The sequence below is a fragment of the Ideonella sp. genome (assembly GCF_041918995.1).
Lineage (GTDB): Bacteria > Pseudomonadota > Gammaproteobacteria > Burkholderiales > Burkholderiaceae_C > Ideonella.
Window position 1 is genome coordinate 1 of record NZ_JAYRUN010000013.1, and the last position, 22106, is coordinate 22106.

The window sequence follows — 22106 nt, forward strand, 5'->3', positions numbered from 1 at the left end:
GGCGCGGCCGGCGAGCCGGGCAGCGAGCTGCTGCCCGTGGCCGACGCGGCGGCCCCCGCGGCCGCGGGCCCGACGGCCGGACTGACCGCCACGGCCGGCGAGGGCTTCGCCGCCGCCCTGGCCGAGGCCGGCGGCGCGGCGCCCGCCGACACCGTGGCGACGGCGCCCGCCGAGGCCGCCGCGCCGGCCCCCACGCCGGCCCGGATCGACGCGCCGCCCGGCACGGAGGCCTTCAACGAGGCGCTCGGCGCGCAGCTGCACACCTGGCTGGAGGACGGCGTGGAGTACGCCACCCTGGAGCTCAACCCGCAGGACATGGGGCCCATCGACGTGCGCATCGCGCTGGTCGGCGGCCGCACCCAGATCGAGCTGGCCGCCGACGTGGCCGCCACGCGCGAGGCGCTGAACGACGCGCTGCCCGGCCTGGCCGAGGCCCTGGGCGACGTGGGCCTGCAGCTGTCGGGCGGCAGCGTGGGCGACCAGACCGGCCGCCACGCCGCCGACCGCGATGGCCAGGCCCAGCGCGGCTACGTGCTGCCGGCCTGGCTGGCCCCAGCGCGCCAGGGCGCCGACACGGCCGCGGCGCCGGGTGGCGGCCCGCGGCCCGGCCAGCGCGGACTGGTCGACCTCGTCGCCTGAGCCGGACCGCGCGGCCGGGAGGCCGCCGGGGCCCGCGCACCGCGCGCACAGGCGGGCGAGACCGTCGCGAGAGGGGGCCGAAAGGCCCCGCTTTTTCGCCATTCGCCGGGCAGGCCGCTCCGAATAATGGGCAGACAGGAAGAAGGGCCCCACCGGCCCTGCGCCTGTCGCCAACCAAGGAGCCCCCCTGATGTCCGCCGCCGCTGCCGCCCCCGCCGCCGCCGACGCTGCGCCCAAGAAGGGCAAGAAGAAGCTGATCATCATCGTCGCCGCCGTGGTGGCCCTGCTGGGCATCGCGGGGGGTGGCGCGGCCATCTTCCTGAAGCAGAAGGCCGCCGCCGAGGCCGCCGCCGCCGAGGACGAGGGCGAAGAGGGCGACGACGCCCACGCCGCCCCGGCGAAGGCCGCCAAGGCCAAGAAGGACGACAAGCACGTGCCGCCCGTGTTCGTGCCGCTGGACCCGTTCGTCGTCAACCTCGCCGACCGCGAGGCCGACCGCTTCGCGCAGGTGGGCATCACGCTGGAGGTCGAGGACGCCAAGGTGGGCGACGAGATCAAGGCCTACATGCCGGCCATCCGCAACAACATCCTGCTGCTGCTGGCGCACAAGACCTCGCAGGAGCTGATGGAGGCCGAGGGCAAGGAGCTGCTGGCCAAGGAAGTCAAGCGCGAGGCGCTGCGCCCCATGGGCTACGAGTACGAGGTGCCCGAGGCCGAGGCGGAGGACGAGGACGCGCCGAAGAAGAAGAAAAGGAAGAAGAAGGCCGCCCCGGCCGAGGACTTCCCGATCAAGTCCGTCCAGTTCTCCTCGTTCATCATTCAATGAGGCGTTAGCGGCGCTGCCATGAACCAGCAGATCCTGTCGCAAGACGAAGTCGATGCCCTGCTCCAGGGCATCACCGGCGAGAGCCAGAAGCTCGAGCAGGAAGAGCACACCGAAGGCGGTGTGCGCGTCTACGACATCGCGAGCCAGGAGCGCATCGTCCGCGGCCGCATGCCGACGATGGAGATCATCGGCGAGCGGTTCGCGCGCAACATCCGGATCGGGCTGTTCAACTTCATCCGCAAGAGCCCCGAGGTCGCGATCAACGGCATCAAGGTGCAGAAGTACAGCGCCTTCCTGCGCGAGATCGTGGTGCCCACCAACTTCAACATCGTGTCGGTGCGGCCGCTGCGCGGCTCGGGCCTGATCGTGTGCGACCCGAGCATCGTGTTCTCGGTGATCGACGCGCTGTTCGGCGGCGCCGGCAAGTTCCACACGCGCATCGAGGGCCGCGACTTCAGCGCCACCGAACAGCGTGTCATCGAGCGCCTGGTCGAGGTGATCATCACCGAGTACCGCAACGCGTGGAAGGGCATCTACCCCCTGGAGCTGGATTACCAGCGCTCCGAGATGCAGCCGCAGTTCGCCAACATCGCCACGCCGAGCGAGATCGTGGTGGCCAGCTCGTTCACGCTGGAGATCGGCGAGACCAGCGGCACCATCCATTTCTGCATTCCCTATTCCACCCTGGAGCCCATCCGCGACGTGCTGTATTCGTCCATCCAGGGCGACGCGGTGGAGCCGGACCGCCGCTGGGTGAACCTGCTGAAGCAGCAGATCCAGTCCGCCGAGGTGGACCTGGTCGCCGAGCTGGGCACCGCCCAGGCCACCGTCGAGCAGCTGCTGGCCTTCAAGCCGGGCGACTTCATCGAGCTGGACCTGCTGCCCATGATCCAGGCCAAGGTGGACGGCGTGCCGGTGTTCGACTGCCAGTACGGCACGTCCGACGGCCACTACGCCATCAAGATCGACAAGCTGCTGTCCACCCAGGGCCATGGCTGGCTGGGTGACGCCGGCGCGTCCTGAACCGAACTGACGACACGAGGAGCCGCACATGGCTGCTGACCAAGACGACATGGCCGATGCCTGGGCGGCCGCCCTGGCGGAATCGAAGGGCGCCGGCGACGTGGCGAGCGAGCTGGCCGCGCCGGCGGAACAGGTGTCGCCCGCCGCGTTCACCAACTTCTCGCCCACGGGCACCACCAGCGGGGCCGGGAACGACCTCAACATGATCCTGGACATCCCTGTCCAGCTCACGGTGGAGCTCGGCCGCACCCGCATTCCCATCAAGAACATCCTGCAGCTGGCGCAGGGCTCGGTGGTGGAGCTGGAGACCCTGGCCGGCGAGCCCATGGACGTGCTGGTCAACGGCTTCCTCATCGCGCAGGGCGAGGTGGTGGTGGTGAACGACAAGTTCGGCATCCGCCTCACCGACATCGTGACCCCCAGCGAGCGCATGCGCCGTCTCAGCAGGACATGAGACCCCCACGCTCCCTGCCAGTCGCTGCCCTCCGAGGGGGCGCCTGCAGGAGACCGGCAGAGCCGGATCTGCGCAAGAACCTTCGCTGAATCACCCATGCCCACCACTTCCCTCACTCCGCTGCTGGCCTTCGTGGCCGTGGTGGCCCTCATTCCGGCGGCCCTGTGGCTGCTGCGCCGCTCCGGCTACGCCGGCGCCGGCCCGCAGGGGCTGATGCGCACGGTCGGCAGCCTGTCGCTGTCGCCCTCCCAGCGCGTGGTCGTGGTGGAGCTGGGGCAGGGCGACGCCGCCCGCTGGCTGGTGCTGGGCGTCACGGGCGAGCGCATCTCGCGCCTGGCCGAGATGGACGCCCAGGCGCAGGCCGAGGTGCCGCTGGCCCTGCGCACGCCGCAGGCGGCCACGGTGGCGCAGCTCATCGCCAAGTGGCGCTCGGGCAGCGCCGGTGGCCAGCCGCCCGCGGGGGGCCAGCCATGAACCTGCGCGCCTTTGCACGCCGGGTGGGCCCCGGCGTGGGCCTGGTCATGCTCGGCGCCGTCCTGGCCGCCGGCTGGCCGGCCGACGCCCTGGCCCAGACGGCGCCCACCGCGCCCGCCGCCCCGGGCCCCGGCCTGCCCCTGGTCATCGGCCAGGGCGCCGGCGGCAACAGCTACTCGGTGCCCATCCAGACGCTGCTGTTCTTCACCGCGCTGTCGTTCCTGCCGGCGGTGCTGCTGCTCATGACGGGCTTCACACGCATCGTCATCGTGCTCAGCCTGCTGCGCCAGGCGCTGGGCACGCAGGCCGCGCCGCCCAACCAGGTGGTCATCGGGCTGTCGCTGTTCCTGACCTTCTTCGTCATGTCGCCCACCATCGACAAGGTCTACAGCCAGGCGTGGATGCCGTACTCGACCAACCAGATCGCGTTCGACGAGGCCCTGAAGCGGGGCGAGCTGCCCATGCGCGAGTTCATGCTCAAGCAGACGCGCCAGGCCGATGTGCAGCTGTTCTCCAAGCTGGCCCGGCTGGACCCGCAGGTCAAGGGCGAGGATGTGCCCTTCCGCGTGCTGGTGCCTGCCTTCGTCACCAGCGAGCTGAAGACCGCCTTCCAGATCGGCTTCCTCATCTTCGTGCCTTTCCTGATCATCGACATGATCGTGGCCAGCGTGCTGATGAGCCTGGGGATGATGATGCTGTCGCCCGTGCTGGTGGCGCTGCCCTTCAAGCTCATGCTGTTCGTGCTGGCCGACGGCTGGAACCTGCTGCTGGGGTCGCTGGCCGCCAGCTTCGCCACCTGAGGGACCCCCCCATGGATTCGAGCCAAGTCTTCACCTACGGCCAGCAGGGCCTGCTCATGCTGCTCACCGTGTCGGCCCCCATGCTGGTGGTGGTGCTCGTGGTGGGCGTGCTGGTGAGCATCTTCCAGGCCGCCACGCAGATCAACGAGGCCACGCTGAGCTTCGTGCCCAAGCTGCTCGCCGCCGTGGCGGTGTGCGCCGTGGCCGGCCCGTGGATGATGAGCACGCTGGTGGATTACCTGCGCAGCATGCTGCTGGCCATTCCGGCGGCGGCAGGCTGAATGTCCACCCCCGGTCGCTTCGCGCCCACCCCCCGCGGGGGTGCCCAGCCGCCTTGGGGCGGCCCGGCGCCGGCTGGGGCAGCCCGGTTCATCGGATGATCTCCGTCACCGAAGCGCAGCTGATGGCGTGGATCACGCCGGTGCTGTGGCCCTTCCTGCGCACGCTGGCGCTGTTCCAGGCCATGCCGGTGCTGGGCCAGCGCCTGGTGCCCATGCGGGTGCGCATCGCCCTGGCGTTCATGGTCGCGGTGTGCGCCGCGCCTTCGCTGCCCGCGGCGCAGGCCGTGCCGCTCGATTCGGCCCAGGCCGTGCTGCTCGTGGTGCAGCAGCTGCTCATCGGGCTGTCGCTGGGCTTCGCGGTGCGCATCGTCTTCGCCGCGGTGGAGTTCGCCGGCGAGATCGCCGGCCTGCAGATGGGCATGAACTTCGCGGGCTTCTTCGATCCGCTCATGGCGACCCAGAGCACGGCCGTCAGCCGCTTCTTCGCCACCCTGGTGGCCTTCCTCTTCATCGTGCTCAACGGTCACCTCACGGTGATCGCGGTGGTGGTGCAGAGCCTGCACGCCTTCCCGGTGGGCACCGAGCCCTTCGCGTTCCTGGTGCAGACGCTGCCGCATCAATGGGGCGCGGAGATCTTCACCCTCGGCCTGTGGATCGCCCTGCCGCTGATCGCGATCATGCTGTTCGTGAACCTGCTGCTGGGCGTCATCTCGCGCGTGGCACCGCAGACCCACATCTTCGCCATCGGCTTCCCCATCACCATGGGCATCGGCCTGGGCAGCCTGCTGTTCATCCTGCCCCTGATGGAAACGCCGTTCATGGCGCTGCTCGAGCGCATGCTGGCGCGCTTCCAGTAGCGCCCACCCGTTCGCCCTGAGCCTGTCGAAGGGTCCCGAGCCCGTTCGCCCTGAGCCTGTCGAAGGGTCCGCCCCTCCGTCACTGCCCCGGCGGCGGCTGCCAGAGCTCCACCTTGTTGCCCTCCGGGTCGATCACCCAGCCGAACTTCCCGTACTCGGAGTCGTCGGTCTTGTCCAGCACCTGGCAGCCTTCGGCCCGCAGCGCCTGCAGCAGGGCGGCGAGGTCCTCGACGCGGTAGTTCACCATGAAGGGCGCGGTGCCCGGCGCGAACGGCTGGCCGTCCGCCGGGCCCACCGACCAGATGGTGGTGCCGCCGGTGGGCCGGCCGTCCGCGTCGGTCCAGGAGAAGGCGGCGCCGCCCCAGTCCTGCACGTCGATGCCCAGGTGCTGCCTGTACCAGGCGCCCAGGGCCTTCGGGTCCCGGGCCTGGAAAAAGATGCCGCCGATGCCTGTGACTCTGCGCATGAGAAGCTCCCGGTGGGGGGTGAGAGCGCGAGCGTAGCGCGTTCGGCGGCCGCGCGCGTCAGTCCTGCACCGGCGCGAGCACCGCGATCGTGTCGCCACGGCCCTGCACGTAGGTGTCCACCAGGATATGGCCCGCGTCCGTGATGTGCAGGGCGGCGGAGCGGCCGCCGTGGGTCAGCAGGCCGCCACGCACCTGCCAGGTCAGGTCCACGAGCGTCCACTGGCCGTTCACCTCGTGCCACAGGACGGCCCGGGACTCCTTCACGTCGTCGGCGCACTCGCCCACCACCTGGCGCTGGCTGTTCATGCCGTTGGCCCAGCAGGAGAAGTGGGGCAGGTGGGTGGGCCGGGGCAGCAGCTCCACGCCGCCGGCCAGCGTCCACAGCGCGGCGTGCAGTCCCTGCCCAGCGGCCACGGCGGAGCCCACGGCCGTGCCGTCGTCGCGCAGCTGCCTCACGTCCACCATGTCGAATCGGTGCCGCGTGCCGTCGGGCTGCTGCACGAACGCGTACTGCTTGCGCGGCGCGTTCAGCACCCCGGCGATGTCGCCGCGGCGGTTGATGCGCAGCACGTCCGCCGGCATGTCCAGCCGCTCCACCTGGCCGTCCGGCGTCCAGCGCACTGCGTGCACCGGCTTGCTCCAGGGGTCGTCGTACAGGTGGCCGATGATGACGCCGTCATCGTTGACCGCCACGGCGCGCGAGGACTGGCCGGCGCCACCGGGGTGGGGCAGCGCGACGCGGCGGCCGTTGGGCAGCATCTTCAGCGCCCGCAGCACCCCGCGGTGGTCGCCCACGTTCACCGTGCCATGGCCCACCGCCAGGCCCTGGCGGTTCACGGCCACCAGTTCCACGCCATCGTCGCCGCCGCTGGGGAAATCGCTCACGCGGTCCATGCGCTCACGCGCGGGCGTCCAGCGGAAACCGGTGATCGTGCTGAAGTCGGCCGCGTAGGCCATGCCCACCACCTGGTCGCGCTCGTTCATCGCGTAGGCGGTGGGCAGCCAGGCCGGGTCGTCCAGCAGGTGCAGCACGCGGTAGTCGGGCGGGTTCGCGCCGGACGCGGCGGCAGGGGCCGCGGCGCACAGGGCCGCGGTGAAGGCGGCGGCGAGGGCGGTGAACAGGCCGAGGCGGCGTGCGCGCGCGTCGGAGAACGAGGGAGGTGGCATACAGGTGCTCCGGTCGTGATGGGAAAGGGTGGGGAGTCAGGCCGCAGCCCGGCGTCAGGGCCGCTGCGGCTCCAGGATCATGGTGACGAAGCCCTGGCCGGCCACCCAGCTGTATCCGAGGATGGTGCCGGCTTCGGTGATGTGCAGCGCCGCGGTCCCGCCTTGGTGGCGCGCCAGCCAGCCTCCCTGGACATGCCAGCTCAGGTCCACGAGCTGCCACTCCCCGCCCACGCGCTGCCACAGGATGGCATGGGTGCCGTCCTGCGCGGAGAAGCACTCCCCGACCACCTGCCACTGGCTGTTCATGCCGTTGGCCCAGCAGGACGTGGCTGGCCGGTTCAGCGGGCGCGGCAACAGCTGCACGCCGCCTTCCGGCGTCCAGACCGCGGCATGCTCCTTGTGTCGGTTGGCCATCGTGTAGCCGGCCACGGTGCCGTCGTCCAGCAGCCGCTTCACGCTGCGCAGCGCGAAGTGGTGCAGCGTGCCGTCGGCCTGCTGCAGGAAGGCCGTGCGGTCCGTGGGCGTGGTGACCTGGCCGGCAATGTCGCCCCGGTTGTTGATGTGCTGCACCTCGGGCGGGATGTCCAGGAGTTCCACGCTGCCATCGGGGTTCCAGCGGACCGCCCGCGACGACCGGCGGTAGAGGCCATCGGAGAGCTGGCCGATGATGACGCCGGCATCGTTCACGGACACCGCCCGCGAGGACTGTTCCGGGCTGCCCGGATGGGGCAGCTGAACCCGCTGCCCGTTCGGGGTCAGCATCACGGCGCGCACCCTCATCGCACCGTCGACGATCACGCCAGCGTCCCCTACCGCCAGCCCCGCGCGGTTGATCGCCCTGAGCAGCACGCTGCCGTCGCCGTCGGCCGGATGCGGGGTGTAGTCGATGCGGTCCTTCTCGGCGGACCATCGGAAGCCGACGCTTGGCGTCGGACCCCGGTATTCGCCCACCACCTGGTGGCGTTCGTTCATGACCTCGGGAAGGTGTGTCCACTCCCCGCCGTCCAGCCGATGACGGACGCGGTATTCCGGAGGCGACGGTTGCGCCTGCGCGGCCGCCAGGCTGCCCACGAGGACCGACAGGGTGGCGAGGCGCGTGGGTCTCATGGGCGGGCTCCAGGTCGAGGGAAGGCGCCGACTCTAGGGCGGCGGGCGCGGCTCTCTGCATTCCGGCTTGGGGGTTGACCGGTGCAGCGAGAATCGCTGCGTCGTCATTGCCGGGAGCCGCACATGGCCTGGTGGATCCTCCTCGTGGCCGGCCTGCTGGAAGTGGGCTGGGCCATCGGCCTGAAGTACACCGAGGGCTTCACGCGCCTGGTGCCCAGCGCGCTCACGCTCGCCGCCATGGGCGCGAGCGTGGGCCTGCTGGGGCTGGCGATGAAGACGCTGCCGGTGGGCACGTCCTACGCCGTCTGGGTGGGGGTGGGCGCCGTGGGCACCGCCATCCTCGGCATCGTGCTCTTCGGCGAGGCCGCCAGCGCCGGCCGCCTGGTCAGCCTGGGCCTCATCGTGGCCGGCATCGTGGGGCTGAAGCTGGCCAGCCCGGCCTGAGCCACAGGCAGTTCACAGGGAGTGCACATGGAACCCGTCGAGACCCGCTCGGACATCCGCCACCGCTGGCTGCCCGCCCCGCCCGAGGCGGTGTTCGCCGCCATGGCCGACCCCGCCCGCATCGCCCGCTGGTGGGGCCCGGCGGGCTTCACCAACACCATCCATGCGTTCGATCTCCGGCCGGGCGGGGATTGGCGGCTCACCATGCACGGCCCGGACGGCCAGGACTTCCCGAACGAGAGCCGTTTCACCCGCCTGGAGGCGGGGCGCCTGTTCGAGATCGAGCACCTGAACGGCCACCACTTCGTGCTCACGCTGTCGCTCACTCCCGTGGATGGCGGCACCCGGGTGGACTGGCAGCAGACCTTCGACACGGCCGAGCACCACCGGCGCATCGCCGACTTCGTGGCCGCCGCCAACGAGCAGAACCTGGACCGCCTGCAGGCCGAGGTGGCGCGCGGCGCCGACGCCGCATGAACGGCCGCACGCCGGCCGAGGTGGTGCGCGAGTTCTGGCGGCGCATGGGCAGCAACGATTTCGCCGCCGTGCAGGCGGTGCTGGCGCCCGACTTCGTGCTCGAATGGCCGCAGAGCCGCGAGTGCATCCGCGGCCCGGCGCGCTTCGCGCAGATGAACACCGAGTACCCGGCTCACGGCCCGTGGGTGTTCACGCTGCATCGCTGCGTGGGCGGCGAGGCGGCGGGCGCCGGCGAGGTGGTCACCGACGTGTCCGTGGCCGACGGGGTGCAGTCGGCCCGCGCCATCTCCTTCTTCACCGTGCAGGGCGGGTGCATCACCCGGCTGGTGGAGTTCTGGCCCGAGCCGTTCGAGCCGCCGCCGGGCCGCGCGCATCTCGTGGAGCGCATGGCGTGAGCACCGGGACGACGCCGCACGCCGCCTTGCCGGACACCGTGTTCGAGACCCACCGCCTGCGCGCGCGCCGCCTGGTGGCGGCCGATGCCGAGGCGATGCACCGCGTGTACGGCGACGCCGATGCCATGCGCTGGGTGGGCGATGGCGAGCCGCTGGACCGGCCTGCCTGCGAGCACTGGGTGCAGGTGACCCACCGCAACTACGCCACCCGCGGCTACGGCATGTTCACGCTCACCGACCGGCACGGCGGCGCGGTGCTGGGCTTCTGCGGCCTGGTGCACCCGGGCGGGCAGGTCGAGGCGGAGCTGAAGTACGCCCTGGCGCGCGAGGCCTGGGGCCAGGGGCTGGCCACCGAGGCGGCCGCGGCGATGCTGTGCACAGGGCACCGCCTGTTCGGGCTGGCGCACATCATCGCCACCGTGGCGCCCGCGCATGTGGCCTCGCAGCGCGTGCTGCTGAAGGCGGGCATGCGCTTCGGCGCCTTCCGCCCCGGCGAGGGCAGCGACGCGGCCCAGTGCTTCGACTGGTGGCCCGACGGGGCGGCGCCCGCGACGGTCCGCGAACGCCCCGCGGGCCCGATGACCGCCTGCACGGTGACCACAGCGGACCCGTTGGGCGACGACGCGCAGGGGCTGCTCGCCGCGCTGTCCGCCACGCTGCAGCAGATCACCGGCAGCCCCGGCACGGCCTCGTTCGACGTGGCGGACGTGGCGCAGCCGGGCGCGGCCTTCGTGCTGGCCCGCACGGCCGACGGCCGGGCGGTGGGTTGCGGCGCGCTGCGGCCGCTGCAGCCTGGCGTGGCCGAGCTCAAGCGCATGTACGCGGCGCCCGGCACGCAGGGCGTGGGGACGCAGGTGCTCGCCGCGCTGGAGGCGCAGGCCCCCCGGCTGGGTCACCGCGAGCTGTGGCTGGAGACACGCCGGGTGAATGCGCGCGCGGTGGCGTTCTACCTGCGGCACGGGTACGCTGTGATCCCCAACTACGGCCGCTACGCGGGCCGCGCCGAGGCGGTGTGCTTCGGCAAGCGGCTGCCCGCCTGACCCGCGGCGAAAGGCACCCCATGCGCCACGACGACACGCCCGCACCCTATCCCGGCGACATGGAGATCCTGGAGCGCGATCTCACTCCCACCGAGGCGCACGTGCTGGTCGGCTGCCTGCGCACGGCGGGCATCCCGGCCGACGCCGGCGACACGAACCTGGTGCAGGCGCACTCGCTCATCGCAGTGGCGGTGGGCGGCGCCAAGGTGCGCGTGCCGCGCGAGCACCTGGCCGAGGCGCGCGAGGTGCTGGCCGCCTTCCGGCGCGGCGACTTCGCGCTCGACGACGACTTCGACGTGGGTTCAGCCCCGGGCTGAGCCGGCGCCCCGGGCGACGCGGCCGCACAGGTAGGTCCACACGAAGCTGGCCGCCGCGTAGGCGGTGAGCTCGGCGTGGTCGTAGGGGGGCGACACCTCGACGCAGTCCATGCCCACGAAGGGCAGGTCGGCCAGCTCCTCCAGCACCGTCATCACGTGCGCGGTGCTCAGGCCGGCGGGCTCGGGGGTGCCGGTGCCGGGGGCGAACGCCGGGTCCAGGCAGTCGATGTCCAGGCTCAGGTAGACGGGCGGCTGGCCGGCGGCCTGCAGGCGCTGGCGGATCTGGCCCAGCACGGGGGCGAGCTGCGCGGGGCTGGCCAGCCCGCGCAGGTCGCGCGCGGTGAAGATCAGGCCGCCCTGGTCGCGCACGTACTCGCGTGCGGCCCGCTCGCCGGCCGAGCGGATGCCCAGCTGCGTGAAGCAGCTGCGCTCCACCAGGCCCTCCTGGATGGCCTCCCAGACCCAGGTGCCGTGGCCGCTGGGCTCGCCGAAGTGGTCTTCCCAGGTATCGCAGTGCGCGTCGAAGTGGATCACCGCCACGGGGCGGCCCTGCTGCGCCCGCAGCGCGCGCAGGATGGGCAGGGTGACCGAGTGGTCGCCGCCCAGCCAGACCATGTGGCGCTGCGCCAGCAGGGCAGGCAGCTGGGCGGCGAAGGCCGCACGCATGGCTTCCAGGCCCGTGTTCGGCAGGGCCAGGTCGCCCAGGTCGGCCAGCGCGTCCACCGGGCTGCAGTCGAAGTGCGGGTGGATGCCGTCGCACAGCATGTGGCTGGCCTGGCGGATGGCGCGCGGCGCCAGGCGCGCGCCGGGCCGATTGGTGGTGGAGCCGTCCCAGCACAGGCCGGCCAGGCCGAAGGGCCGCGCCGGTGCGGCGGCGGCGGTCGGGCACTTCAGGAAGCTGGCCTGGTCGAGAAAGGCGAAGCCGTGGGCAGGGGAGAGGTCGGTCACGGTGGTGGGCGGGTGAGAATGGGGCGCTGGCCAGCTTAAGCGGCCGCCCGGTCCGAAGGAATGGCCAAGCCGTCACGTTCACTTGCCTGTCGATCCAGCGTCGCCGAGTCCGAGCTGCGCCTGCTGCGCACCTTCGCGGCGGTGGTGGCCGCGGGCGGCTTCTCCACGGCCGCGGCCGAGCTGGAGGTGGACCTGTCCACCGTGAGCAAGCAGTTCCGCGAGCTGGAGCAGTGGCTCGGCGTCACGCTGGCCCGCCGGGGACGGGGCGGCTTCCGGCTCACGGCCGAAGGCGAGCGGCTGCACGCGCTGACGCGCCAGTTCTTCGGCGGCATGCAGGCCTTCAGCCAGGACCTGGCCGCCCTGGCGCTGGGCCAGCGCCCGCTGCTGCGGCTGGGCGTGGTGGACGCCTTGCTCACCGCCGGCCCGGTGGCCGACGGCCGGCAGGTGTCCGCCGCGCTGGCCCGCTGCCTGCAGGCGCTGCCCGGCCTGCAGCTGCAGCTGCGCGCCCTGCGCCCGCAGGACATCGAGCGCGAGCTGCTGGCCGGCACGCTGGACGCGGGCCTCACCGCCGCCCGGCCGCCGGCGCGCGGGCTGGAGCAGCACCGCCTGTACCGCGAGCCCAGCAGCCTGTACGTGGGCCCGGGCCACCCATGGCATGCCGAGCCGGGGCGCGCGCGCTCGGACGAGGAGCTGGCGGCGGTGCGGCTGGTCGTGGACCCGTACCTGGACGGGGTGCCACCCAACGGCCTGGCCCCGGCGCTGGCACGAGGCGGCCACGCGCGGGCCGACAGCATCGAGGCGGCGGCGCTGCTGGTGGCGTCCGGCCACTTCGCCGGCTTCCTGCCCGACCACCTGGTGCGCGGCACGGCGGCGCTGGCCGGCCTGAGCGCCGTGCAGCCGGACCGGTTCTCGTACGCGCAGGACATCGTGCTCACCTGCCGGGCGGGCAAGGCCGAGCCGCCCGTGCGGCAGCTGCTGCGCGCGCTGCTCGACTGAGGCGCTGCCTGGCCGCCGCACCGATACTGCGCCCATGGGCATCGAGATCGAACGCAAGTTCCTGGTCACCGGCACATCCTGGCGCAGCGCGCCGGGCGAGCGCCTGGTGCAGGGCTACCTCAGCCGCGACCCGGCGCGCACGGTGCGGGTGCGCATCGCCGGCGACGCGGCCTTCCTCACCATCAAGGGCGCCACGCACGGCGCCACGCGCGCGGAGTTCGAGTACCCGCTGCCGCTGGCCGACGCCGAGGCGCTGCTGGCGATGTGCGACGGCCCGTGCATCGACAAGATCCGCCGCCGCGTGCCGCATGCCGGCGCCCTGTGGGAGGTGGACGAGTTCGCCGGCGACAACGCCGGCCTGGTGGTGGCGGAGATCGAACTGCCCGCCGAGGACGCCCCCTTCGAGCGGCCGGACTGGCTGGGCGAGGAGGTCACGCACGACCCGCGCTACTTCAACGCGCAGCTGGCCCGCCGCCCTTTCCGGCAGTGGGGCAGCGCGGCGTCAGGCGGCACGCCATGACGGCCGTCCTCCGGCCGCGAGAGACGGCGCCGCCCCCGGGCAGCCGCATCGCCGGCTGCCTGGCCGGTGCCAGCTTCCACGATGCCTGGTGCATCGATGCGCCGTCGGCCGGCCGGGCCGCGCTGGGCCACTTCCTGGACGCGGCCTCGCGCACGCCGCGGTGGGTGGACGCCTGCATGGACCTGCGCAACCGCGTGGTGCGGCGCCTGGGGCTGAAGCACCTGGGAGCGCTGGCGGCCGTGGATCCCGCTCGGCCCTGGGACAGCCACCTGGCCGGCGAGCGCGTGGGCATCTTCACGCTGTTCGAGAACCACTTCGATGAAGCGCTGCTGGGTGACCGCGACAGGCACCTGGACGTGGTGCTCTCCGTGCACCGGCGGCCCCTGACCGACGGTGTCGGCGACCGTGTCACCCTCACCACGGTCGTGCACGTGCACAACACGCTGGGCCGGCTGTACATGCTGCCGGTGCGCCCCATGCACCGGGTCATCGCCCCGGCGGTGCTGGCACGCCTGCGTCCTGCGGCCGGCTGAACCGGGCGGCGGCTCGCGCCGGGCACCGCGTTTGCAGGGGCGGGGCATGCACGCCGCAGTGGTCACCCATGGGGGCACCGACACCCCCCCTGAAGAAGGCAGTGGATGCGACGAGGCGGCCGCCCAGGCGCTGGCCGCCCTGTCGGCCGACGCGCCCGCGGACGCCCTCGCCGCCGCCATCGACGCCGTCGTGCGCCTGGAGCGCGACGGCCGCTACAACGCCGGGCTGGGCGCGCTGCCCGGCATGGACGGCATCGTCATGGAGCTGGACGCCGCCATCATGGATTCGACAGGCCGGCTGGGCGCGGTGGCGGGCATCCAGGGCGTGCGGCACCCGGTGCGCGTGGCGCGATGCGTGGCCGACACGCCCCACGTGCTGCTGGTGGGGCAGGGGGCCACGCAGTTCGCGCTGCGCACCGGCCACTACCAGCCCTTCCTGCCCAACGAACGCGCGCTGGCGCAATGGCGCCAGTACGTGAAGGACATGCAGCAGGCGCAGGCGCCGCGCGCCGAGCGCGAGCAGGCCACCCACACCGAGGATGCGCCCGGCCGCGCGCGGCTGAAGGAGTTCTGGAACTTCCCCACGCCGTGGGAGGACGCGGTGGCGCGTGCCGGCCACGGCACGGTGGGCGCGGTGGCGCGCGACGGTCAGGGGCGTTTCGCGGTGGCGGTGTCCACCGGCGGCTCGCCCCCCTCGTTGTTCGGCCGGGTGGCCGACATCCCGCTGGTGGGCTGCGGCTACTACGCCGGCGAGCACGGCGCCGTGGCCTGCACGGGCGTGGGCGAGCACGTCGTGCGCCGCCATGTGGCGCTGCGGGTGTACGACATGCTGGCGCAGGGCACGCCGCTGCGCGACGCGCTGGCCGCGGGCCTGCGCATGGTGCCGGCCGGCCTGCAGATCGGGCTGATCGGCGTGGACCGCCGTGACGCGGCCGTCGTGTCCAGCCAGCCGATGGCCAGTGCCGTCGTGACGGGGGCCTGACCCGCGGGACCGGCTTACATGCCGCTGGCCGACAGCAGCTTGGCGGCCACCTGCTCCTGGCGCTCGGAGGTGGTGATGAGCTTCATCTGGTGCTCGAACTGCCGCGCGGCGGTGATCATCCCGATCATCGTTTCCACCGGGCTCACGTTGGAGCCCTCCAGGGCGCCGTCCTGCAGGCGCGCGGTGGCGTCGGCGGGCAGGTCGCCGTCGGCCGCGCGGAACAGGCCGTCGGTGCCGCGGCTGAGCTGGGTGTCGGCCTCGGGCGTGACGAGCTTCAGGCGGCCGATCGCCTGCGGCCGCTGGCCGGGCAGCGTGGCGCTCACCGTGCCGTCGCCGCCGATCTGCACCGCGGCGTTGGCGGGCACGGTGATCGGGCCGCCGTCGCCCATGACCTGCAGGCCGTTGCGGGTGACGAGCACGCCTTCGGCGTTGACGTCGAGCGCACCGTTGCGCGTGTAGGCCTCCGTGCCGTCGAGCCCCTGCACCGTCAGCCAGGAGCGGCCCTTCATCGCCACGTCCAGGTTGCGGCCGGTGGGCACCACATGGCCGGCGTCGGGCTTGTAGCCCACGGTGGTCTCCAGCGCGTACACCCGGGTGGACGCGCCATCGCCGCGCACCGGCACCGCGCGGTGCGCGGCCAGCTCTTCGCGGAACCCGGTGGTGTTGGCGTTCGCCAGGTTGTGCGTGAGCACTTCCTGGCGTTCCATGGCCGCCTTCGCGCCGGACATGGACAGGTAGATCATGCGGTCCATGGCGTGCCTTCCGTCTCAGCCGGGCCGTGGGGCGTCAGCGCAGGTTGACCAGGGTCTGCAGCACCTGGTCCATCGTCTTGATGGTCTGGGCGTTGGCCTGGTAGTTGCGCTGGGCGGTGATCATGTTCACCAGCTCGCCGGTGAGGTCCACGTTGGATTCCTCCAGCGAGCCGGCCTGCAGGGCACCGAAGGCGCCGGTGCCGGGGTAGTCGATGGTGGGGCCACCCGACTCCGCGCTCTGGAACCAGCGGTTGCCGCCGCCCGGCTGCAGGCCCTGCGGGTTGCGGAAGCTGGCCAGCTGCACGCGGCCCGCGTCGCGTGTGTCGCCGTTGGTGTAGCGCGCCACCAGGGTGCCGTCGTCGCTGATGCTGATGCCGGCCAGCGCACCCGGCGCATTGCCGTTCTGGTCGATGTTGGTGGTGGCGAAGTCGTCGTTGTACTGGGTGCTGCCTTCGAAGTTCCAGTCGGTGATGGCGATGGCCAGGGTGTCGCGGTCGGCGTTGGCCGGGATGTTCAGCGCCGTCTGGCTGGCCGTGAACGTGCTGCCGTCCTCGGCAAAGCTCAGGCGGTTCGAGGCGATGGGGTCGCCGTCGGCATTGGTGGCGACCGGCTCGCCGTTGGCGACCACGTACACGTCCCAGGTGTCGGCCGGTGTTTCCAGCTTGCGGAAGTAGTACTGCACGTTCACCGGGGCGCCCGCGGCGTCGTACACCGTCATCACCGTGGCGTTGTTGTAGCTCTCGGGGTTGTCCGCCGCGAAGGGCACGGCGGTGGCGATCGGGTCCGCCCCCTTGTTGAGGTTGAGCTCCAGTGAGGCCTCGCTGGTGGTGGTGGGCGAGATGCCGGCGGTGGGCAGCTGCAGCGCCACCGGCTGGCCCGGGATGATGGTGCCCGATGCGCTGGCCATGTTGCCCAGCAGCCGGTCACCCCCCGAGTTCACGATGTAGCCGTTGCGGTCGACCTTGAACTGGCCGTTGCGCGAGAACGAGGTGGCGCCGTCCGCCCCCTGCATCATGAAGAAGCCGCTGCCGTTGATGGCCACGTCCATGGGGTTCTCGGTGGCGGTGATGTTGCCCTGCGTGAACTGCTGCGACACCGAGGCGATGTTCACGCCCATGCCGATGGCGTTGCCGCCCGCGCCGTTGAGCGCCGCGGCGTACATGTCGGCGAACTCCGCCCGCGCGCTCTTGGCACCGAAGGTGTTGGCGTTGGCGATGTTGTTGCCGATCACTTCCAGGCTCTTGGAGGTGGCGTTCAGGCCGGACAGGCCTTGTTGGAAGCTCATGGGGTGCTCCTGCGCGGGGGGAATGGGGTGGGGGAGGGCAGTGGGTCGCGGGCGGTGTCAGAGCACGGCCCAGACGGCGTCGTAGGACACGCGCTCGCCGCCGACCAGCTCGAGCGCGAGCGTGCCGCCGAAGTTGCTGACGGCCTGCACGCGCTCGTGGGTGAGGGTCATCACGTCGACCTCGGCCTCGCCGCGGGTGGCGGTGACCTCGAAGCTCAGCTCGCTGCCCCGGTAGGCCTCGGGCACCTCGAAGTCGAAATCGTGGCGGCCCGCTTCCAGGTCCTCCAGCTCGATCGTGCCCACGGTGTTGCCGGCGGCGTCCTTGATCGTCACGGTCACGTCGTCGGCCGGGCCGGCCAGCTCGAAGCCGCCGTCGCCCTGGCCGGCGGTCTGGCGCAGGGTGTCGCCTTCGATGGCCACGTCGCGGCCGATGAGCGCAGCGCTCTGCAGCGCCTGCAACTGCACGAACTGGCCGTTCAGCCCGGCCACCGTGGTGTTGAGCGACTCGATGCCCGAGACGGTGCTGATCTGGGCCATCTGCGAGGTGACCTGCGCGTTGTCCAGCGGATTCAGCGGGTCCTGGTTCTGCATCTGGGCGACCAGCAGCTTCATGAAGCGGTCGGTCTGCTCCTGGGCGCTGGACGCGCTGGAGGCCACGGTGTTGGCAGCGCTGCTGCTGCCGGACAGGGCGTTGACGGTCATGGCGTGCGCTCTCGTTCAGGGCCGAAAGGAGGGGCCGTGCTCACACGCCCTGGCCCATCTGCAGCGTCTTCTGCAGCATGGACTTGGCGGTGTTCATGACCTCGATGTTGTTCTGGTAGGAGCGCGAGGCGGAGATCATGTTGACCATCTCCTCCACCGCGTTCACGTTGCTGAAGGTGACGTAGCCCTCGGCGTCGGCGGCCGGGTGCGCGGGCATGTGCACCTTGCGGCCGGGCACGTCGCTCTCGGTGATGGTCGACACCTTCACCCCGGCGCTGGCGCCTTCCACGCTGGCGTCGGCCGGCCCGGGCGTGCCGGCGGTGGCGCCCATCAGCACGGTCTGGAACACCACCTGGCGCGCCTTGTAGGCCTGGCCGTCGGGGCCGGCCACGCTGTCGGCGTTGGCCAGGTTGGAGGCCACCACGTTCAGGCGCTGGCTCTGCGCGCTGACCGCACTGCCCGAGATGTCAAACACGCGGAACATGCTCATGTCAGCCCCTCGCTCGCTGAGTACAGCGACCGATCCCCCGAGGGGATGGCGGGCCGGCTCGGGAGCGGCCCGGCGCTCGGCCCGCGGTCAGTCGCTTGGATTCGGTTCATCTCATTCAACCCTGGGTGTGGCTCTTCATCGCGTCCAGCGTGGTCTTCACGCTGCCGTTGATGAAGCGCAGGGTGGCCTCGTACTTCACCGCGTTCTCGGCGAAGCTCGCGCGCTCGCGGTCCATGTCCACGGTGTTGCCGTCCAGGTTGGTCTGGCTGGGGGCGGCGAAGCGCATGGCGGTGGCCGTGGGGTCGTTGCTGCCGCCGGCGCCCATGTGGCCAGGGCGCGGGGTGTCCAGGCGTGCGGCGCTGGCCTGCGTGCCGGTGGCCGCGCGCAGGGCGGCGGAGAAATCCATCTCCCTGGCCACGTAGCCCGGCGTGTCGGCGTTGGCGATGTTGCTGGCGATGATGCGCTGGCGTTCCGAGCGCAGCGTCAAGGCCTGGGCGTGGAAGTCCAGCGAGCGGGTCAGGCGGTTGACGTTCATGGCAGATGTCCCTTCAGCGCCGGCCCGAGGTGGCCGATATCGGGCCCATGGGAAGCGCGTTGGGGCGATTGTGGGAATCGGGCCTGCGCGCCAAAGCGCCGAATAGCCGGGTGGCGGGCCTGCATTTCCCGTCTTGGCGCGCCGGGGCGCTGCCTACAGTGGCGGCCATGACCTCCGGCCTGCCCCTCTGCCTGCCCCTGCTGCGTGCCACCGTGCTCGCGGGCGGCCTGCTGGGTGCCGGGCTGGCCGCGGCGCAGACAACGGCCCCGAGCGGCACCCCCGCGGCCGCCGACCCCTTTGCCGCCGTGAGCGAGCAGGTGCGCCAGCTCGCCACCGACAGCGCCGGCCGCGCCGGCCTGGCCACCGCCCGCGTGGAGGTGGAAGTGGGCCAGCTCGACCCGCGCCTGCGCCTGGCCCCGTGCCAGCGCATCGAACCCTATCTGCCGCCCGGCGTGCCCGCCTGGGGCCGCACCCGCGTGGGCCTGCGCTGCGTGCAGGGCGAAAAGCGCTGGAACGTGAGCCTGCCCGTCACGGTGCATGTCTGGGCCCGCACCCCCGTGGCCCGCGCCGCGCTGCCCGCCGGCACCACCCTGGGTGCCGAGCACCTGGAGCTGGCCGAGGTGGACTGGGCCACCGGCTCGGGCGTGCCGGTGGCCGACGCCGAGCGCCTGGCCGGCCGCGTGCTGGCCCGGCCGCTGGCCGCGGGCAGCCCGGTGCGGCCCAATGACCTGAAAGCCCGCCAGTGGTTCGCCGCCGGCGAGACCGTGCGCGTGGTGGCCGGCGGCCCCGGCTGGCAGGTGGTGAGCGAGGCCGAGGCCCTGTCGCCCGGCATCGAGGGCCAGACGGTGCGCCTGCGCGCGGCGTCCGGCCGCCTGCTGCAGGGCCGGGCCGTGGCCGACCGCCAGGTGGAGGTGATGCTGTGACCGCCCCGCTGACACGGCCGCCCGCGAAGGCGCAAAATTCTTCTCAAGTTCGCCCGCAGGGGGTCGAAATCCGATCCATGCCGCCATGTCCCGACCGGGACGCCGCGGCAATCAGGAGAGCATCATGAAAATCGGTTCGCTCGATTCCAAGGCCTCGCTGGCGCCGCTCACGAACGAGCGCCGCTCGGGCCAGGCGGACAAGACCGGCGCGTCCTCGGCTTCTGCGGAGCCGAGTGCGACGGTGCAGCTGTCGTCCACGGCCTCGATGATCCGCGCCGCCGACAGCGACGGCACCTTCGACGCCGAGAAGGTGCAGCGCATGGCCCAGGCCATCCGCGACGGCAAGTTCGAGGTCAATGCCGAGGCGATTGCCGACAAGCTCATCGCGAACACGCAGGAAATCCTGCGCAAGTACTCGTCGTGATGTGCGGGCGGTGACGCCGGCCGTCCCCGGCGGCAAGCGGCTCGCGCCCGGTTCCCGTTCCCTTCCAGCCCTTGCTGCCCGCCTGTGCGTGCGCGGCATGGCCAGACTCACCCTGACGGCTCGCTGCCCGAGGCCCCATGCTCAGCTCTCCTGCCGAACAACACGCGCTGCGTGACACCGTGGACCTGGAGGCCGCGCTCGCCACCGTGGAGACGCTGATCGCCCAGCTGGGCCAGGCCCTGAGCGAGCACGACCCGGCGGCCACCGAGACCGCATCCACCGCGCTGCACCGCGCACTCGGCCAGGCCGTGGACCGCGCCACCCGCGCCGCGCGCCACGGCGGCATGCCGCCGGCCCTGCGCCGCCGGCTCGCCGCCTGCGGCGGCCAGGTCGCCGCCCTGCGCGAGGCCGTGGCCCGCGCCAGCGTGTCGCTGGACAAGGCGCTGGAGATCCTGCTGCCCGGCGCCGGCACCTCCCGCGCCGTCGTCTACGGCGCCGACGGCCAGGCCGCGCGCACCTCCACGGGCGGCATCGCCCAGGCCTGAGCCCCCGGGCCCCGAGCGCCCGCACGGACCCCGGTGGCGCGCATCAGCGCCACAAACCCCTCGCTTTTCACCGCCTCGCCGGCCTCAAGCCCGGCGGATCATGGCGACACCGAGGCCCCCATTCCAGGTGGCCGGGAGTGCCGCCATGATTCGTTCGCTTTGGATCTCCAAGACGGGGATGGAAGCCCAGCAGACCCAGCTGGACCACATCTCCAACAACCTCGCCAACGTGGCCACCAGCGGCTACAAGCGCGCCAGCGCGCAGTTCGAGGACCTGATCTACCAGAACCTGCGGCAGGCCGGCGCCGCCAGCTCGGACCAGACCGTGCTGCCCGCGGGGCTGCAGGTGGGCCTGGGCACCCGTGCCGTGGCCACCGCGCGCAACTTCACCCAGGGCAACCTGCAGCAGAGCGGGCGCAACCTCGACGTGGCCATCGAGGGCAACGGCTTCTTCCAGGTCAGCCTGCCCGACGGTGACACCGCCTACACGCGCGACGGCTCGTTCAAGCTCGACCCCAACGGCCAGCTCGTCACCAACAGCGGCTACCTGGTGCAGCCGGGCATCACCGTGCCGGCCAACGCGCTGAGCGTGACCATCGCCGCCGACGGCACCGTGAACGCCACCGTGCCCGGCCAGACCGCCCCGCAGAACCTGGGCCAGCTGCAGCTGGCCAGCTTCACCAACCCCGGCGGGCTGGACCCGCGTGGCGGCAACCTCTTCGGCGAGACGGCCGCCTCGGGCGCGCCGACGGCGGGCAACCCCGGCGCCAACGGCATGGGGGCCCTGCAGCAGGGCTACCTGGAGACGAGCAACGTGAACGTCGTGGAGGAGCTGGTCTCGATGATCCAGACCCAGCGCGCCTACGAGCTCAACTCCAAGGCCATCTCCACCTCCGACCAGATGCTGCAGCGCCTGGCGCAGCTGTGACGCGCCATCTCTCAGGGCCTTCTGCCATGACCACCCGATTGTTCTCCCTCCTCGGCGCCGCGGCGCTGCTGGGCCTGGCCGGCTGCCAGGTGCTGCCCACCCAGGCCACGGTGGACTTTCCCGTGGCCACCGCGCCCGCGCTGCCCGAGGGTGGCCCGGTGCCCCAGCCGGCCATGCCGCCCGTGGCCACGGCCTACGGATACCCCTACGGCGCGGCGCAGCCCGCGGCCGCGCCCACCGGCTCCATCTACCAGCAAGCCACCTACCGCCCGCTGTTCGAGGACCACCGCGCACGCATGGTGGGCGACACGCTCACCATCCAGATCGTCGAGAAGATCACCGCCAGCCAGAGCGCCAACAGCACCGTGGACAAAAGCGGCGAGCTGAGCGCCGGCATCACCGCGCTGCCGGGCGTGGCCGCGCGCCACCTGGGCGGCGCCAAGGCCTCGGCCGAAAGCGGCAACACCTTCGCCGGCAAGGGCGCCACCAGCTCCACCAACGACTTCACCGGCACCATCACCGCCACGGTGGTGGGCCTGCTGCCCAATGGCCACCTGCTGGTGGCGGGCGAAAAACAGATCGGCGTGAACCAGCATGTGGACGTGCTGCGCTTCACCGGCCAGGTCGACCCGCGCTCCATCCAGCCCGGCAACGTGATCCCGAGCGCCCAGGTGGCCAACGTGCGGGTGGAAAAGCGTGGCCGCGGCGCCATGGCCGACGCCCAGGGAACAGGCTGGCTGGCGCGCTTCTTCTTGAGCCTTTGGCCGGTGTGATC

General features: G+C 72.2%; 31 protein-coding genes. 22 read left to right on the forward strand and 9 right to left on the reverse strand.

Features of this window, described 5'->3' with window-relative positions; genetic code table 11:
• The 8 genes from ACE3UN_RS12730 to fliR form a co-directional block, all read left to right on the forward strand.
• Positions 1-639 (forward strand): flagellar hook-length control protein FliK (locus ACE3UN_RS12730; RefSeq protein ID WP_374675331.1); only part of this gene is annotated, 639 nt, incomplete at its 5' end.
• Positions 640-829: 190 nt separating this feature from the next.
• Positions 830-1465: a flagellar basal body-associated protein FliL gene (fliL, locus tag ACE3UN_RS12735; protein ID WP_374675332.1), complete on the forward strand. Its 636-nt coding sequence runs from the start codon at positions 830-832 to the stop codon at positions 1463-1465.
• 18 nt (positions 1466-1483) lie between these two features.
• Complete coding sequence (fliM, locus tag ACE3UN_RS12740; protein ID WP_374675333.1) at positions 1484-2488, forward strand: flagellar motor switch protein FliM; 1005 nt, start codon at positions 1484-1486, stop codon at positions 2486-2488.
• A 28-nt stretch (positions 2489-2516) separates the two neighbouring features.
• Positions 2517-2942 carry a flagellar motor switch protein FliN gene (gene fliN, locus ACE3UN_RS12745; RefSeq protein ID WP_374675334.1) on the forward strand — a complete coding sequence of 142 codons (426 nt, stop codon included), beginning with the start codon at positions 2517-2519 and terminating at the stop codon, positions 2940-2942.
• 96 nt (positions 2943-3038) lie between these two features.
• Entirely contained in the window at positions 3039-3416 is a 378-nt protein-coding gene (locus ACE3UN_RS12750; RefSeq protein WP_374675335.1) for a FliO/MopB family protein, read from the forward strand.
• Positions 3413-4216, forward strand: coding sequence for a flagellar type III secretion system pore protein FliP (fliP, locus tag ACE3UN_RS12755; protein WP_374675336.1), 804 nt, complete (start codon positions 3413-3415; stop codon positions 4214-4216). Before ACE3UN_RS12750 ends, fliP begins: the two co-directional genes overlap by 4 nt.
• Before the next feature lie 11 nt (positions 4217-4227).
• Positions 4228-4497 (forward strand): flagellar biosynthesis protein FliQ, encoded by a 270-nt coding sequence (gene fliQ / locus ACE3UN_RS12760; protein ID WP_374675337.1) that lies wholly within the window; start codon positions 4228-4230, stop codon positions 4495-4497.
• A gap of 95 nt (positions 4498-4592) precedes the next feature.
• Positions 4593-5354, forward strand: coding sequence for a flagellar biosynthetic protein FliR (gene fliR, locus ACE3UN_RS12765; RefSeq protein WP_374675338.1), 762 nt, complete (start codon positions 4593-4595; stop codon positions 5352-5354).
• Positions 5355-5433: 79 nt separating this feature from the next.
• Here fliR and ACE3UN_RS12770 read toward each other — a convergent pair whose 3' ends face one another.
• The 3 genes from ACE3UN_RS12770 to ACE3UN_RS12780 are packed head-to-tail and all read right to left on the reverse strand — an operon-like array spanning position 5434 to position 8095.
• Positions 5434-5820: a VOC family protein gene (locus ACE3UN_RS12770; protein ID WP_374675339.1), complete on the reverse strand. Its 387-nt coding sequence runs from the start codon at positions 5818-5820 to the stop codon at positions 5434-5436.
• Positions 5821-5878: 58 nt separating this feature from the next.
• On the reverse strand, positions 5879-6988 hold the full coding sequence (locus tag ACE3UN_RS12775; RefSeq protein WP_374675340.1) for a hypothetical protein: 1110 nt from the start codon (positions 6986-6988) through the stop codon (positions 5879-5881).
• Positions 6989-7042: 54 nt separating this feature from the next.
• Positions 7043-8095 carry a hypothetical protein gene (locus ACE3UN_RS12780; RefSeq protein WP_374675341.1) on the reverse strand — a complete coding sequence of 351 codons (1053 nt, stop codon included), beginning with the start codon at positions 8093-8095 and terminating at the stop codon, positions 7043-7045.
• Between the two features lie 123 nt (positions 8096-8218).
• Between ACE3UN_RS12780 and sugE the strand changes: the two genes are divergently transcribed.
• The 5 genes from sugE to ACE3UN_RS12805 are packed head-to-tail and all read left to right on the forward strand — an operon-like array spanning position 8219 to position 10768.
• Positions 8219-8539: a quaternary ammonium compound efflux SMR transporter SugE gene (sugE, locus tag ACE3UN_RS12785; protein WP_374675342.1), complete on the forward strand. Its 321-nt coding sequence runs from the start codon at positions 8219-8221 to the stop codon at positions 8537-8539.
• A 27-nt stretch (positions 8540-8566) separates the two neighbouring features.
• A complete protein-coding gene (locus ACE3UN_RS12790) occupies positions 8567-9016 on the forward strand; it encodes an SRPBCC family protein (protein ID WP_374675343.1) in 450 nt (149 codons plus the stop codon).
• Positions 9013-9411, forward strand: a complete 399-nt coding sequence (locus ACE3UN_RS12795) for a nuclear transport factor 2 family protein (RefSeq protein ID WP_374675344.1) — start codon at positions 9013-9015, stop codon at positions 9409-9411. Before ACE3UN_RS12790 ends, ACE3UN_RS12795 begins: the two co-directional genes overlap by 4 nt.
• Positions 9408-10451, forward strand: coding sequence for a GNAT family N-acetyltransferase (locus tag ACE3UN_RS12800; protein WP_374675345.1), 1044 nt, complete (start codon positions 9408-9410; stop codon positions 10449-10451). Before ACE3UN_RS12795 ends, ACE3UN_RS12800 begins: the two co-directional genes overlap by 4 nt.
• A 20-nt stretch (positions 10452-10471) precedes the next feature.
• Positions 10472-10768, forward strand: coding sequence for a hypothetical protein (locus tag ACE3UN_RS12805; RefSeq protein ID WP_374675346.1), 297 nt, complete (start codon positions 10472-10474; stop codon positions 10766-10768).
• On the opposite strand, the gene ACE3UN_RS12810 is transcribed toward ACE3UN_RS12805, so the two are convergent.
• Positions 10754-11716, reverse strand: a complete 963-nt coding sequence (locus tag ACE3UN_RS12810; RefSeq protein WP_374675347.1) for an agmatinase — start codon at positions 11714-11716, stop codon at positions 10754-10756. The genes ACE3UN_RS12805 and ACE3UN_RS12810 overlap by 15 nt on opposite strands.
• A gap of 60 nt (positions 11717-11776) precedes the next feature.
• Between ACE3UN_RS12810 and ACE3UN_RS12815 the strand changes: the two genes are divergently transcribed.
• From ACE3UN_RS12815 to ACE3UN_RS12830, 4 genes are read left to right on the forward strand one after another with little or no spacing between them, the layout of a single operon-like run.
• Entirely contained in the window at positions 11777-12712 is a 936-nt protein-coding gene (locus ACE3UN_RS12815; RefSeq protein ID WP_374675348.1) for a LysR family transcriptional regulator, read from the forward strand.
• 34 nt (positions 12713-12746) lie between these two features.
• Complete coding sequence (locus ACE3UN_RS12820; protein WP_374675349.1) at positions 12747-13232, forward strand: CYTH domain-containing protein; 486 nt, start codon at positions 12747-12749, stop codon at positions 13230-13232.
• Positions 13229-13765, forward strand: a complete 537-nt coding sequence (locus ACE3UN_RS12825; RefSeq protein WP_374675350.1) for a DUF2867 domain-containing protein — start codon at positions 13229-13231, stop codon at positions 13763-13765. The genes ACE3UN_RS12820 and ACE3UN_RS12825 overlap by 4 nt, the downstream gene beginning before the upstream one ends.
• Before the next feature lie 46 nt (positions 13766-13811).
• Complete coding sequence (locus ACE3UN_RS12830) at positions 13812-14747, forward strand: isoaspartyl peptidase/L-asparaginase (protein WP_374675351.1); 936 nt, start codon at positions 13812-13814, stop codon at positions 14745-14747.
• A 14-nt stretch (positions 14748-14761) separates the two neighbouring features.
• Here the strand turns inward: ACE3UN_RS12830 and flgF are convergent, their stop codons facing one another.
• The 5 genes from flgF to flgB form a co-directional block, all read right to left on the reverse strand.
• Positions 14762-15499, reverse strand: coding sequence for a flagellar basal-body rod protein FlgF (gene flgF / locus ACE3UN_RS12835; protein ID WP_374675352.1), 738 nt, complete (start codon positions 15497-15499; stop codon positions 14762-14764).
• A gap of 34 nt (positions 15500-15533) precedes the next feature.
• Positions 15534-16784 (reverse strand): flagellar hook protein FlgE, encoded by a 1251-nt coding sequence (flgE, locus tag ACE3UN_RS12840; RefSeq protein WP_374675353.1) that lies wholly within the window; start codon positions 16782-16784, stop codon positions 15534-15536.
• 57 nt (positions 16785-16841) lie between these two features.
• Positions 16842-17486 carry a flagellar hook assembly protein FlgD gene (locus ACE3UN_RS12845; protein ID WP_374675354.1) on the reverse strand — a complete coding sequence of 215 codons (645 nt, stop codon included), beginning with the start codon at positions 17484-17486 and terminating at the stop codon, positions 16842-16844.
• A 40-nt stretch (positions 17487-17526) separates the two neighbouring features.
• Positions 17527-17976 (reverse strand): flagellar basal body rod protein FlgC, encoded by a 450-nt coding sequence (flgC, locus tag ACE3UN_RS12850; protein WP_374675355.1) that lies wholly within the window; start codon positions 17974-17976, stop codon positions 17527-17529.
• A gap of 115 nt (positions 17977-18091) precedes the next feature.
• Positions 18092-18511, reverse strand: coding sequence for a flagellar basal body rod protein FlgB (gene flgB / locus ACE3UN_RS12855; protein WP_374675356.1), 420 nt, complete (start codon positions 18509-18511; stop codon positions 18092-18094).
• 167 nt (positions 18512-18678) lie between these two features.
• On the opposite strand from flgB, the gene flgA reads away from it, so the two are divergent.
• The 5 genes from flgA to ACE3UN_RS12880 all read left to right on the forward strand — a co-directional run bounded on the left by flgA (position 18679) and on the right by ACE3UN_RS12880 (position 22104).
• A complete protein-coding gene (flgA, locus tag ACE3UN_RS12860; protein WP_374675357.1) occupies positions 18679-19434 on the forward strand; it encodes a flagellar basal body P-ring formation chaperone FlgA in 756 nt (251 codons plus the stop codon).
• A gap of 124 nt (positions 19435-19558) precedes the next feature.
• On the forward strand, positions 19559-19858 hold the full coding sequence (flgM, locus tag ACE3UN_RS12865) for a flagellar biosynthesis anti-sigma factor FlgM (protein WP_374675358.1): 300 nt from the start codon (positions 19559-19561) through the stop codon (positions 19856-19858).
• Between the two features lie 137 nt (positions 19859-19995).
• Positions 19996-20403: a hypothetical protein gene (locus ACE3UN_RS12870; RefSeq protein ID WP_374675359.1), complete on the forward strand. Its 408-nt coding sequence runs from the start codon at positions 19996-19998 to the stop codon at positions 20401-20403.
• A gap of 145 nt (positions 20404-20548) precedes the next feature.
• Positions 20549-21331, forward strand: coding sequence for a flagellar basal-body rod protein FlgG (flgG, locus tag ACE3UN_RS12875; protein ID WP_374675360.1), 783 nt, complete (start codon positions 20549-20551; stop codon positions 21329-21331).
• Between the two features lie 26 nt (positions 21332-21357).
• Positions 21358-22104: a flagellar basal body L-ring protein FlgH gene (locus ACE3UN_RS12880; RefSeq protein ID WP_374675361.1), complete on the forward strand. Its 747-nt coding sequence runs from the start codon at positions 21358-21360 to the stop codon at positions 22102-22104.
• The last annotated feature ends 2 nt before the right edge of the window (positions 22105-22106 follow it).